This is a genomic window from Bacillota bacterium (assembly GCA_013178045.1).
Lineage (GTDB): Bacteria > Bacillota > Ch66 > Ch66 > Ch66 > Ch66.
The window spans coordinates 31,928-45,971 of sequence record JABLXP010000014.1; the positions used below are offsets into that span (position 1 = coordinate 31,928).

At 48.1% G+C, this 14,044-nt stretch carries 10 protein-coding genes; 9 read left to right on the plus strand and 1 reads right to left on the minus strand.

The window, feature by feature from the left end; all coding sequences use genetic code 11:
• Positions 1 to 15: 15 nt before the first annotated feature.
• Positions 16 to 1,815, minus strand: coding sequence for a sigma 54-interacting transcriptional regulator (locus HPY81_07810; GenBank protein NPV27331.1), 1,800 nt, complete (start codon positions 1,813 to 1,815; stop codon positions 16 to 18).
• A 604-nt stretch (positions 1,816 to 2,419) separates the two neighbouring features.
• On the opposite strand from HPY81_07810, the gene HPY81_07815 reads away from it, so the two are divergent.
• The 9 genes from HPY81_07815 (at position 2,420) to HPY81_07855 (ending at position 13,882) form a co-directional block, all read left to right on the plus strand.
• The gene (locus HPY81_07815) at positions 2,420 to 3,193 is read left to right on the plus strand and encodes an SDR family oxidoreductase (GenBank protein NPV27332.1); all 774 of its coding nucleotides are present in this window, start codon (positions 2,420 to 2,422) and stop codon (positions 3,191 to 3,193) included.
• Positions 3,194 to 3,402: 209 nt separating this feature from the next.
• On the plus strand, positions 3,403 to 3,597 hold the full coding sequence (locus HPY81_07820; GenBank protein NPV27333.1) for a hypothetical protein: 195 nt from the start codon (positions 3,403 to 3,405) through the stop codon (positions 3,595 to 3,597).
• A gap of 20 nt (positions 3,598 to 3,617) precedes the next feature.
• On the plus strand, positions 3,618 to 5,048 hold the full coding sequence (locus tag HPY81_07825; protein ID NPV27334.1) for a sodium:solute symporter family protein: 1,431 nt from the start codon (positions 3,618 to 3,620) through the stop codon (positions 5,046 to 5,048).
• Between the two features lie 394 nt (positions 5,049 to 5,442).
• A complete protein-coding gene (locus tag HPY81_07830) occupies positions 5,443 to 6,876 on the plus strand; it encodes an aromatic ring hydroxylase (protein NPV27335.1) in 1,434 nt (477 codons plus the stop codon).
• A gap of 135 nt (positions 6,877 to 7,011) precedes the next feature.
• Complete coding sequence (locus HPY81_07835; protein ID NPV27336.1) at positions 7,012 to 8,349, plus strand: butyryl-CoA:acetate CoA-transferase; 1,338 nt, start codon at positions 7,012 to 7,014, stop codon at positions 8,347 to 8,349.
• Positions 8,350 to 8,476: 127 nt separating this feature from the next.
• The gene (locus tag HPY81_07840; GenBank protein ID NPV27337.1) at positions 8,477 to 10,867 is read left to right on the plus strand and encodes a 3-hydroxyacyl-CoA dehydrogenase; all 2,391 of its coding nucleotides are present in this window, start codon (positions 8,477 to 8,479) and stop codon (positions 10,865 to 10,867) included.
• A 38-nt stretch (positions 10,868 to 10,905) separates the two neighbouring features.
• Positions 10,906 to 12,090: a thiolase family protein gene (locus HPY81_07845; protein NPV27338.1), complete on the plus strand. Its 1,185-nt coding sequence runs from the start codon at positions 10,906 to 10,908 to the stop codon at positions 12,088 to 12,090.
• 143 nt (positions 12,091 to 12,233) lie between these two features.
• Entirely contained in the window at positions 12,234 to 12,977 is a 744-nt protein-coding gene (gene fabG, locus HPY81_07850) for a 3-oxoacyl-ACP reductase FabG (protein ID NPV27339.1), read from the plus strand.
• Positions 12,978 to 13,087: 110 nt separating this feature from the next.
• The gene (locus HPY81_07855; GenBank protein NPV27340.1) at positions 13,088 to 13,882 is read left to right on the plus strand and encodes an enoyl-CoA hydratase; all 795 of its coding nucleotides are present in this window, start codon (positions 13,088 to 13,090) and stop codon (positions 13,880 to 13,882) included.
• The last annotated feature ends 162 nt before the right edge of the window (positions 13,883 to 14,044 follow it).

The following is a 14,044-nucleotide window of genomic DNA, read 5'->3' on the forward strand; positions in this document are numbered from 1 at the left end:
GTGAGCAGGATGGACTTATTCGATGTTATATTCTTTCAAACGTCTGTACAAAGTTCGACGTGATATTCCCAGAGCCTTGGCGGTTTTGCTTTTATTATAGTTGTGTTTACCCAGACATTTTAAAATCATTTGTTTTTCTATGCAAGAGATGGTTAGATTTTCTTCGTCTTGTTTTGGTGTACTTTCTTCATTTGACCTAAGGTATTCCTGGATGTAATCATAAGAAATTGTGTTTCCCGAGGTGAGTTGAATCGCTGCTTCCAATACATTTTGCAGTTCTCTGACATTCCCCGGCCAGTTGTAATTCATAAATGCATTGACAACCTCAGGAGCCAGGGCCATGATTGGTTTGTTTAAGCGCTGGCTAATTGTTTCTAAGAAATGTTGGGCCAGCAACATGATGTCGTCTGGCCGTTCGCGGAGAGGGGGAATGGTGATCTTGATTACACCCAAGCGGTAATAGAGGTCACGTCGGAAACGGTTGTGGCTGATCTCTTCCTCCAGGTCCTTATTCGTGGCGGCAATTACCCTGACGTTGACGGGGATAAACTTGGTCCCGCCTAAGCGCATCACGCTTTTTTCCTCAAGCACCCTCAACAGGGAAGCCTGCAAATCAAGGGGTATATCGCCGATTTCATCAAGAAAGATCGTACCTTGATCGGCAAGTTCGAACTTACCAATCTGTCCACCCTTTCTTGCTCCCGTAAAAGCCCCTTCTTCATACCCAAAAAGCTCACTCGCAATCAGATCTCTTGGCAAGGCCGCGCAGTTTATGGCAATAAAAGGTTTATTCCTTCTCGCACTCGCGTTATGGATGGACTGGGCGATGACATCTTTACCCGTCCCGCTTTCTCCAAGGAGCAACACGTTCGAAGACGAATTGGCAGCTGCTTTAGCAATGTGGATGGCTTGTATGAATGTGGTGTTATTGCCTACTATGTCGTTAAACGTCATCTTAGGCAGGTTACCAATCTTTTTACTGACCAGGTGAATTGTTCGATTATTTTCCCTGAGGATTATCACCGAGCCAACCTGGGGCGATGCAAAATTACTAAGCGGGGTACAGGTGACGTTATAACGGATCTTTTCTTTCCCTACTTTAAGTAGTAATGGTTCTTCTTTGATGGTATTTCGGCCGGTTATCGTATTTATTAAGTACCGACTGTCAGGATCTTTTCCAAACAAGTCAGAGATATTCATGCCAATCAACATCCGATTGGGCTGTTGCAACATTCTTTCGCAATTTTCGTTCGTGAAGTTGATAATCCCGCTGCTGTCAACTACAAGAATCCCTTCAGGCATCGACTCCAATACAGCTTTCTGCAGCGTTGTGGTCCTTTCCTGGATGATTTTCAATTCGATTAATTTTGTGATTGCTGCTACCATCCCCAAAGTTTGACTACTTGCTCGGTTAACAGAAGCCAATATCGCGACGTTACCGATAATTTTTCCCTGATCAATAATTGGCGCGCAGAAACAGGAGCCGCAGTAAGCAAAAAGACAAAAATGCTCATACCCAATAACCGCGACTGGTTTGGTCAATGCCGCCATTAAACCACCAGCATTGGTGCCTACCAGCTTTTCTGACCACAAGGAACCTTCGTGAATATGAGCTCGTTTAGCCCAATCCAGGGCAGGCTTATCACCGATGATTTTTAGGATACAAAGCTTCTCATCGGCCAGAACAGTGATGGCAGAGAGTCCTGAAAGGTATTTCGTTAAGGACTTGATGATGGGGACAGAAATATCGACCAAATATCGTGATTTCTCCAGGGCCGATGTTAATTCGGCTTTGGTACAAACGTAGGGATTCATTTGTAGTGTGGGCGAAACTCCATAATGATAACTGCGTTCCCAGGAATTTCTGATTTCCGGGCGCAAATTTTCCCGTAGCTCAGGCTTTTCATGATACAGCTCCCACTTGCGCCTTAATTCGTTCCATAAAGCGCTATTGCTGATTTTATATCAACTCCTTTCGGTGTTTATCTATGTAAATGTGACTTCGTCGTAGGGCCATTTCGGCAAATATCGACATTTTACCCATGAAAATAATCTTCCGTTTTCGCCTTGGCTTAAATGCTAATTGTAGTTACTTTTCATACAAAAAAAGTAAAATTATAAATATTATTCCAATATTTAGTATATTCCATCATCTCATAGAAAACAATGGCCGCTTTTTGTAATATTATGGGTATTTTTGTCGCTGCATGTCGCTGTATATGGAGGAGGTCATTTTATCCTTAAAACGGGAGGAGAATAATGGAACAAATTTTGCATTAAAGCAGGACAATTAATTTATTCTTGATGTTTAATGTTTTTTCGGAACATATGAGAGTGAGGTGATCCTGGTTAGTTATTAACTAATACTTATGATTGGGTCGATATGATATTCCAATTTACAGACCGGGAGGGTTTAAATGTGCATGTGAAAGAAATGTTTGATTTGACGGGTAAGACAGCTGTAGTGACCGGTGGCTCTATTGGTTTAGGGGCCCAGATGGCCACGGCTCTGGCGGAAGCCGGCGCTAATCTAGTAGTAGCCGCACGCCGGGTGGAGCGGTGTGCTGAGTTGTGCGAGCAGTTGAAACAACTGGGAGTGAAAGCCATTCCCGCTGCCTGCGATGTGAGCAAGCCCGATGACTGTCAAAGATTGGTAGATTTGACAGTGAAAGAGTTTGGGACTTTAGATATCCTAGTTAATAACGCTGGCTTCACCTGGGGTGCAGACTCATTGAATTATCCTATGGATAAATGGCAACAAGTACTGGATGTTAATTTAACCGGTCTCTTTCAGTTATCAGCGATGGCGGCCCGGGTAATGAAGGAACAGGGAAGAGGTAAAATTATCAATATTGCTTCGGTTGCGGGTTTCATAGGTGCGTTTCCTGAATCACAGAATACAGTTGCCTATAATGCCAGTAAGGGGGCCGTCATTACCCTGACCAAAGACCTGGCCGTGAAATGGGCCCGTTACGGAATCTACGTAAATGCTATCGCTCCAGGATTTTTCCCTAGTCATATGAGTGAGGGAATTCTAAAAAAGATTGGCCATCTGGTGGTGGCCCGTGTGCCGTTGGGTCGGTTAGGGAATGATCAAGACCTGAAGGGTGCCATTGTCTTTTTAAGTTCGGCCGCTTCCGATTATATTACTGGCCATTGTTTGATCGTTGACGGTGGGAGGCTGGCTGTCTAGGTTTATCTAATTTTACTTGGTTAATGTTAAATGTCCCCAACTATTATTAAGTTGGGGATTTTTTATCACGGGATAATTACCTTCAATTTGTGACCTGACAGTGCCAGATTGTCACAGGTTGTGTCGGTACAATTTGACTATTTGGCACAAAGGACAAGTTCAACTGTGACAGAGTTATCGACTTTGAAAGGATAAGAGGGCTATTTTTTATGAATAAAATAACTTTGGTATTAGATTTGCAATTTGGAAAATTTCGAAAAGAAATAATTATTTGTCAAGCTGACAAAGATGGGCCTTTTGTAGGGGAGGTGAATTTGAAGGCAAAAAGTAAAGCGATTAGCTTAGCTGGAGGGGAACTGCTTACCTGGAAGATGAGTGAAAAGTTTTTTGAAAGGGTGATTTAAAAATGACCACAGCAGCAATTATGATGATTGCTTATCTGGTGTTGACAACAGCTATTGGTTTATATTTATACAAAACCAATAAGAGTGTCCAGGAATACTTTATCGCGAAAAGAGGCCTGGGCGTAGCTTTGATAATCCCGTTGCTGTTCGCGGAGACGATCGCCGGCGCAGGGACAGTTGGCAACGCGGCTGAAGCGTTTAAGGTCGGTATTTCTGCGGTCTGGGCTAACTGGATCTATGTGGGTGGGTATTTGGCTTATGTCATCTTTACGCTCAAATTTTTCCGGGTTTTAGGGACCAAGATGGGTATTATATCTGTTCCCGAGGCATATGAGTTAATGTTTGATAGGAAAACGCGCTTATTGATTATGGTTTTGATGTGTCTGGCGCTTGGAATTATTTTTGCTGTACAACCAGCGGCGGCAGGCGGGATCCTGGGGCCTATGTTTAAAATAAGTACAACTACTGCAGGCTGGATCGCAGGGATTATTTTTATCATTGTAACCTGTACCGGTGGGTTGAGGGGCGTTGCCTGGATGAATGTCGTCCATTCCTTAGCGATGTATCTTGGAATGGGGATTGTTGCCTGGTTTGCCCTCAGCCATATAGGTGGTTATTCACAGTTAAGTGCTACTCTGCCAGCACAGATGTTTGATTTTATCCAACCTGATGGTTGGACTGTTACTGCCTGGGTGCTCGGGACAGCTGTCACCTGCCTTACTTCCCCAGTACTGACGGCTGTGTGTTTGGGGGCTGATTCTTTGAAAACAGCCAGAAATGGAATAATTGTTGGTACCCTGCTAATTATTCCGTTTGCGTTTTTACCAGCCTTGATCGGGATGGCGGCCAAAGCACATTTACCTGCGACTGCAGGGAAGACCGCTCTCTTTTCGATGGCGGCGCACACTGGCCCATGGGCTGCGGGACTGGCCAGCATGGCAATCATCGCGGCGATATTTTCCACAGCACCAGCGCTGTTATTACTTATCGTTACTTCACTTACCAGGGATTTCTACAAAATCTTTAAACCTGAAGCAAATGATGCTGAGCAACTCAGGTTTTCCCAGATCAGCGCTGTTTTAGTCGGAGTCCTGGCTACTTTCCTGGGGATGAAGGCCAGTTCTATCTTGATGCAAATCTATGGGGCTTTGCAAATCCGTTCAGTAGCGAATGTGGTGTTACTTTTAGCTTTATGGTGGCCTCGAATTAATGCTACCGCGGCTTTTTGGTCGATCTTGTTTGGCGGCACAATTGCTGCGGTTTGGCACTTCGCCGGCAGTCCATACGGAATAGCTCCGTTGTGGCCATCGCTTGCTGTGGGGCTTCCGGTATTGGCAGTTTTGACTGCAATATATAACAAAGAACCAGTATCGGCGGGATACCAGAAATATCGCGAAGCCCTGCATGAATTTGAAGCAGAGGAAAGCCAAGGCAATCCTGTGAGTTGTTAGTAACATCTTCAACAAATTCACCGCGCCGTTCAGAATGATTAAGGGTACTATCTTCTTTATTTATGAGGATAGTACCTTTTTTTGAGTTCTGAATACAGGGTACATCATTATAAGGTCAATGTTGACACACTCTGTGCCAGGGAGATGTGACGATTTGACTCAAATAAGTGTGGCGATACGAAAAGAATTTGATTTCAGTGGGAATTGCCTAGGGACTTTATTAGGTAGGTCTATTTTTGGCATTAGATTTGCAATTTATTTAGCTTGGCAAAAGGGATTTTGCTGAAGGGGGGTAACCGTGAAGGACAAGGCAGAATCTCAGCCGGGCTACAGTGGGCTACAACTACCAGGGATGAGCAGCGGTGGAAAACGACACGACTGAGGAGGGAGTTTAGTGCGTACGGCTAGTGAATATTTGGAAAAACTGGCAACAATGCGCAAGAACATCTACTTAAACGGGGAGGTGATAGGTCGGAATGATCCCCGGATTGTACAGGCAAGTAAAGCCATCCGCATGACTTTTGACCTGGCAGAAGACCCCCAGTATAAGCAACTGGCAACAGCGACTTCCCACGTAACTGGCCAGACCATCAACCGGTTTACGCACATTCACCAGAACCCTGATGATTTACTGATCAAACAGGAAATGACCAGAAAGTTTTGCGGGATGGTGGGGGGTTGCATCCAGCGGTGCATGGGGTGTGATGTCATGAATGCCCTGTCAGTGACGACCAAGAACGCCGACTTGAAGTACGGGACCGACTACCACGAAAGGTGGCTAAAATATCTGAAATACTTCCAGGAGAATGATCTGGTTGCGGCTTGTGCCCAAACCGACGCCAAGGGAGACAGGAGGCTTAGACCAGGGGAACAACCCGATCCTGACCAGTATCTGCACGTGGTGGAAAGAAGGGTAGATGGTGTTGTTGTCCGCGGGGCCAAGCTGCACAATACCATGGCACCTTATGCCGATGAAATCATCGCCATTCCCACCCGGGCTCTGAAAAAGGATGAGAAGGACTACGCGATTGCTTTTGCTATTCCTGCGGATACTGAGGGAATCTATCTCATCGGACGGGGAAGTTGGTATCCCAAAAGAGAACCGGGGATGGAGGCGCCCATTGCAGAGATTGGGGATGTTGAAAGTTTTACCGTTTTTGATAATGTTTTTGTTCCCAACGAACGCATCTTCCTCAATGGGGAGACTGAGTTCGGCAGTGAAGTGGCGTTGCTCTTTGCCCTTTTTCACCGGCACAGCTATTGCGGCTGCAAACCGGGTACGGGTGATGTGCTGATGGGCGCGACAGCGTTGGTGGCTGATTATCTTGGGATCGAAAAAAAGAGCCATGTCCGGGAGAGACTGGCCGAAATGGTCAGCACGGCCGAACTGGTGTACGCGGCGGGGATCGCCTCGGCAGTAAAATCGATAAAAGCTCCGTCTGGCACGCAGATCCCGAACATTGTGTATGCCAATGTAGGGAGGAGACATGCGGGTCACAACATTTACCGTGAATTTAATATTCTGTGTGAAATCGCTGGTGGTCTGCCAGCTACTCTACCATTCTCTAAGGAATATACCAGCCCGATCGTCGGTGATTTTGTCCGGAAATACGTAACCAGGAGAGCGGGCGTTTCGCCGGAAAACCATTATCGGGCTTTCCATTTGGCCAGTGACCTGTTAACCTCAGATAATTCTTCGATCAAACAGGTGGCCGGGGTACACGGTGGAGGTTCACCGATCATGGAGGACATCGCGGTGCTGGCGACTTACGACCTTGAAAGCAAGAAAAACCTAGCTAAATACCTGGCGGGAATCAAAGAAGAATAAAGGAAAAAGGAGGTGGATAGTGCAAGGAAAAAGACGATTTGCGACTGAGAAACGGTAGTTATCAAAGGAGAACAAAGTTTATTATTTGCTGGGTGACGATCATATTGAGAGGAGGTCAGTACTGTGAGCGATCTGATGGAGATGTACCGGAGTAAGCTGGTATCTGCAGAGGAAGCGGTGAAAGTAGTTAAGTCGGGAGATTTTGTCCGTTATGGGTACAGCTTTACCAAGCCGACCGCGCTGGACATGGAGTTGGCGAAACGGAAGGACGAACTGTATGAGGTAAATATTGGTTGTGCCACCTGCCCGATGAAGTTCTATACTGTTGAGGCTGACCCGACTACCACCCATTTTCGGTATAACAGCGGCCACATGACTGCTCCCGAGCGCTACCTGCACGACAAGGGGTTGGCCTATTACGCACCATCTGCTTTTGGGCAGGCACCGGACTGGTATCGCATGGGGTACTCCAAGTCAGATGTAGTGATGATTGCGGTTTGTCCGATGGACAAACATGGGTATTTCAATTTTGGCCCCCAGGCGACGTATATTAAGGCTATCTGCGAAATGGCCAGAACGGTTATTGTTGAGATCAACCCGTCCATGCCGCGGGCACTCGGGGGTTTTGAAGAAGCGATTCATATTTCTGAAGTGGATATGATTGTGGAGGACCCACGGGCTGATGTACCATTACCGGATATCAAAAACCCCCCACCGACGCCGGAAGACACAAAAATTGCAGAACTGATCGTGGAGGAAATCCCTGATGGGGCTTGCATTCAACTGGGGATCGGGGCCATGCCGGCAGCCATTGGCGAGATGATTGCCCAGTCAGACCTGAAGGACCTGGGGATTCACAGCGAACAATTGTGTGAAGCGATGATGAACATGTATCTGGCAGGAAAAGTAACCGGGCGGAGAAAAGCCCTATTACCTGGCAAGATTACCTACACCTTCTCAATGGGTTCGAAACGCTTCTGGGAGTGGATTGATGACAACCCGGTTCTGGCTAACTGTCCCGTTTATTTCACCAACTATCCCCAGTACATCATGGCCAACGACAACTTTATTTCCATCAATAACACTCTGGAGGTCGACCTGACGGGCCAGGCTTGTTCGGAGAGCAAGGGTACGCGGATGATTTCCGGTTCAGGTGGGCAGTTGGAATTCGCCTACGGTTCTTTCTTTTCCAAGGGCGGTAAATCCTTCCTGGCGATGACATCTACCTACGAGAGAAAAGGCGTGCGGGCGTCCCGCATCGTGCCCACGCTGACCCCGGGAGCGGTAGTAACGACGCCGCGACCGATCGTGCATTACCTGGTAACAGAATATGGCAAAGTCATTCTGAAGGGCAAGTCCAACTGGCAGCGGGCGGAATTGCTCATCTCGATCGCTCATCCTGACTTCCGGGACGACCTGGTTAAAGAGGCGGAGAAGCTCGGTATCTGGCGCCGAACAGCGAAGATCGAATAAGGCAGACTGATTCGGAGGGCGGCATTTCAGTTGTTGATAGAAAGATGAGAGAAGAAGCGAATGCCGAGATGTTTAGTGGTGTGTTTTAACACATTTTTATGGTGAGCAAGGATTGGAGGTAAGCTTCGTGAAGAAAAGAATTAAACGAGTGGCAATACTCGGTTCGGGAACGATGGGAAGCGGTATTGCTGCACACCTGGCCAATGCCGGCATCCGCAGTTATTTGCTGGATATTGTGCCTACTGAACTTACGGAAGCAGATAAGTCGAAAGGCCTAACCCCTGAGAGCCCTGAGTTTAGAAACCAGATCGCGGAGAACAACAAACAGGCGCTTCTCAAGGCGCGCCCAGCGCAATTAATGAACAAAGAAGACATCGATCTGATCACGGCAGGGAACATGGAAGACAATCTGGCCTGGCTGTCCGAGTGTGATTGGATTGTCGAAGTGGTCCCGGAAAATCTGGAGGTCAAAAAGGCGGTATTGAAAAAAATACAGCCGTATATCAAACCGGGAACGATTGTGACAACCAACACCTCAGGTATTTCGGTGAACAGGATAGCGGAAGAGATGCCACTGGAATTTAGGCAATACTGGCTGGGTACACACTTCTTTAATCCTGTTCGCTACATGAAATTATTAGAAATTATTCCATGTAGAGACACTCTACCGGAAGTTGTTCGTTTCATGGCTGATTTTGGGGAAAAAGTGCTGGGGAAGGGGATTGTGTTTTGTAAAGATACCCCGAACTTTATCGCCAATCGCCTGGGGGTAAACAGTGGCTGTTCGATTGCTAATAAGACAGTGGAATTCGGCCTGACTGTTCCAGAGGTGGACGCCATTGCCGGTCCGGCGATGGGACGACCGTCAACAGCGTTTTTTGGGTTGATTGACCTGGTGGGGCTGGATATTGCCATTGCTTCCGGGGACACCGTGTACAACAATGTGGAAGACCCGGCCGAGAAGCAGTTGTTTGTCCGCCCCAACTTCTATTATGAAATGAGGAACCGGGGCCTGTTGGGGAACAAGACCAAAGCCGGTTTCTATAAAAAAGAGGGTAAGGAAAAATTAGCTATTGACCTCAATACTTTTGAATATAAACCGATTAAACCGGTGTCTTTCCCCAGTCTTGAGACGGCCAACAAAGAAAAGACCCTGGCCAGGAAATTAGAGGCCTTCTTTGAAGGCGATGACGTCGCAGCTAAATTTGTCTGGAAGCATATCAGAGACACTTTTGTGTATGCAGCTTCCAAGATTCCGGAGATCGCCGACAATATTCTCGACATCGACCGGGCGATGCGGTGGGGCTATAATTACGCCGCTGGTCCATTTGAAATGTGGACGGGGATGGATCTGCCCAAATATGTAGCCCGGATGGAGGCAGAAGGCGTAGTTGTTCCCGCCTGGGTGAAAGAGATGCTGGCGGCCGGGTTCAACTCGTTCTACAAGACTGAAGACGGCATTGAGTATTATTATTCCATCCCAGAGAAAAAATATGTTCCCATTCAACACAAGCCCGAGGTAATTGTCCTGGCGGAACTGAAAGCCAAAAACAAGGTGATCAAAGCCAATGAAGCGGGTACCATTTACGATATTGGCGACGGAGTGATTTGCCTGCAATTGCATACGCGCACCGGGGCGATCAATGCGGGAGTCATCGAGATCATAAAGCAGGCTCAGGAAGAACTGGCGCAGAACTGGGAGGGCCTGGTGATTACAGGGTCCGGCCGGAACTTCTGTGTCGGAGCTGACCTGAACTGGGTCATGGAACAGATTACCGCTAAGAACTGGGCCGAGATTGACCGGGGACTGAAGATGACGCAGGATGTTTACCTGGCCAATAAATATTCGGATAAGCCGGTTGTAGTCGCGCCCTTCGGGATGACGCTGGGCGGCGGGTGTGAAATGGCCATGCACAGTTCGGCCATCCAGGCTGCCGGGGAAACCTATTTCGGCCTGGTGGAGGTTGGTGTAGGGCTGATTCCAGCTGGCGGCGGCCTCAAGGAAATGACAATGCGGGCAATGGAAAGGATTAAGGGAACCAGCGCTTTCGCGATTGATTTCATTACACCTTATTTCCAAAATATCATGACGGCCAAGGTATCCACGAGCGGCAAAGAGGGTGTTGACCTCGGGTATATGCGGCCAACCGACCGGATTACTCTCAACAATGATTTCCTGATCGCTGATGCGAAGAAGAGGGTCCTGGAGTTGATTGACATCGGTTATACTCCACTGCTCAGCAAACCATTCCCGGCTGTTGGTCAGAATGGGCTGGGCTTGATAAAGAGCAGTACCAGACAGATGATGCATGCCGGTTATATGAGTGAGTACGACTGGCATATTGCTTGCAAAATTGTTGATGTCATGGCGGGAGGTCAGATCACCGCAGGAACCATGATTAATGAACAGTATCTCCTGGATCTGGAAAGAGAGGTTTTCCTCAGTCTGTGCGGTGAGCAAAAGACTCAGGACCGGATCGTCCACATGTTGACTAAAGGTAAACCTTTACGGAATTAGACCTGGCAAAAACAGTTTAATTTGGGGAGGGAATCCGATTGAGAGAAGCGGTAATTGTTTCAGCAGTGCGTACCGCCGGCGGTAGAGCGCCGCGAGGAACTTTAAGGGACACCAGGCCGGAGTTTTTGGGCAAGGTTTGTATTGAGGAAGCGATGAGAAGGATTGGCGGAGATTTCCAGCCCGCTATGATTGATGACGTGATCTGGGGTTGTGCCACCCCGGAACAGGCCTGCGGCGTGAATACCGCCAGAGTGACCGCTCTTTATGCTGGTATTCCGGAAACGGTTCCAGCTTGCACGATTAATCGTTTCTGTTCATCTGGCTTGCAGGCCATCGCTTTTGGCGCGGAGGCCATTATGTCTGGCCGTTGTGATATTGTGCTTGCTGGCGGCGTCGAACATATGACCATGGTGCCCATGGGTGGGGTACGTCGCCCGAACCCGGATATTGCCGTGCATCCTGAACTTGGGCTGATCTACACGCCCATGGGCCTGACGGCGGAGAACGTGGCCAAACGCTACGGGATCAGCCGGGAAGACCAGGACCTGTTTGGCCTGGCCAGTCACCAGAAAGCAGCGGCAGCCACAAAGAGTGGCAAGTTTAAAGAGGAAATTGTTCCCGTGCCGGTCAAGATTACCACCCTGAGACCGGACAACAAGCCGGTGACCAAGGAAATATTATTTGATAAGGATGAGGGTATCAGGTATGATGTCTCGCTGGAAGGGCTGGCCAAACTGAAACCGGTTTTTGTTCCCGGCGGGACGGTGACTGCGGGCAATGCCTCTCAGACCACCGACGGGGCAGCGGCAGTTATCCTGATGTCGGCTGATAAGGCCAAAGAATTAGGGGTTAAACCACGGCTCAAGTTCCTCGGCTTTGCAGTTGCGGGATGTCGTCCGGATGAAATGGGGATCGGGCCAGTATTTGCTGTCCCGAAGGTTCTTAAACAGGTTGGTCTGGATTTGAGTGACATCGGTTTGATCGAACTGAATGAGGCTTTTGCTTCCCAATCACTATACTGCATCAGAGAACTTGGCCTGAATCAGGAGATTGTTAATGTGAATGGCGGGGCAATCGCTTTAGGGCATCCCATGGGTTGTACGGGAGCCAAGCTGACGGCAACCTTGATGTATGAAATGGAGAGACGCCAGGTGAAATACGGCATGGTCACCATGTGCATTGGTGGTGGCCAGGGAGCGGCTGGCATTTTTGAACTATGTTAGCGGTGAGGCTGGACATGAGGCAGATTTAATATGTCCCAGTAGGAGTTGTTCAAACTCATTTGCCCAAAGTTGCGCAGACCCGGGCGCCGGCTCGGGTCTGCTGAATAACCTCTTAGGCTCGAGACATAAGGAGGTGAGGATACATGAACAGGCTAAATGGTAAGGTGGCGCTAGTAACCGGGGCTGGACGAGGGATAGGCGAAGCAACTGCGCGTAAGTTAGCGGCCGAAGGAGCAAAAGTGGCGGTAGTAGATATAGATGAGACCAACGCCCGGCGCGTGGCTAGCTCTATTGATCCCAGTGGGCATAACAGCCTTGGCTTGGCTTGTGATATAAGCGACTATGCAGCAGTGATGCAGATGGTGGAACAGGTCATGGCGAAATTTGGCCATATTGATATCCTGGTCAATAACGCTGGTATTACTAGTGACTCCTTGTTCCATAAGATGTCACTGGAGCAGTGGCAGCGGGTCATCGACGTTAATTTAACAGGTACCTTTAATGTTTGCCGTGCTGTGGTTCCATATATGCAAAAGCAACAGAGCGGCAGAATTGTTAATGTATCTTCTGTCTCAGCTTACGGAAATCCTGGGCAGGCCAATTATGCGGCTTCCAAAGCAGGAATTATTGGCTTGACCAAAAGTTTAGCCAAGGAATTGGGACGCTATAACATCACGGTCAACACTATTGAACCAGGGCTTACTGCCACTGACATGATCAAAACCATACCTGGACACATTTTGGAAGAAAAAGTTAAAAAGATACCACTAGGTCGGCCGGGGCAGCCGGAGGACCAGGCTAACGTCATCTGCTTCCTGGCTTCTGATGAGGCCAGTTTTATCACTGGTGTTGAGCTTCAGGTCTGCGGAGGTTCTCTGATCAATTAAACAGATCTTCAACCTTGAAAGCTATGACTTCATTGATGCCGAGAATAATTATCTCCTGGATCTGAAAAGTTTTTCCCGAAGAACTAGTAATGATAGGGAGGAGTGGTTTCATGTCCTACCGTGATAAGAAGTACAATACCATGCTGGTGACCATTGAAGACAATATTGCCATAATCCAATACAACCGTCCAGAGGCACTCAATGCGACCAATGAAGAGATGATCAATGAGCGCATCGAGATTTTTGCTGAGGTCGGAAAGGACCCTGAGATTAAGGCGGTCATCATTACGGGGGGAGAAAAGGTATTCTGCGCGGGGGGAGATCTGGTATCTTTTTCTAAGTTTGGAGTAGTTGAGGCCCGGCAGTTTGCCGACAAAGTCGTAGCCAGTCAGCGGCTTTTTGTCGATATGCCGAAACCGACGATCGCAGCGGTTGCGGGATACGCTTTTGGCGGTGGAATGGAAAGTGTGCTGGCGTGTGACCTGCGGATCGCGGCGGACAACGCCAGGTTTGCCCTGCCGGAGATCAACGTGGGAATTTTCCCCGGCGGCGGTGGAACCCAGCGACTGGTGCAAAATATCTCGATCTGCAAAGCCAAAGAAATGATTTTCTTCGGCGAACCGATTGATGCCCAGACGGCGTTGGAACTGGGAATCGTGAATAAAGTTGTACCGGTGAATGAATTAATGGATACTGCGAAAACCTGGGCCAAGAAACTGGCGAAAAAACCGCCGATCGCTCTGCGGATGGCGAAGATGGCGATCAATGCGGCTTGGAGTTGTGACCTTGAGACCGGTTTGAAGCTGGAAACGGATGCCTGGTCAATGCTCTATGGGACTGCGGACCAGAAAGAAGGCATGCGGGCCTTTATTGAAAAAAGAAAACCGGTGTTTAACGGTTGTTAACTAAAATAACTGGTATAACAAAAATATTTATTATTTGAGCCTTTTGCAATTTTCCAACACTTGATTTACTAAGGATTTTAGGGCCATAAAAAAGGACTTCACCCCAATTTGGAGAAGTTTTCAAGTAACCAAACCGAAAACCCCATAAAGGAGTGAAGTCAC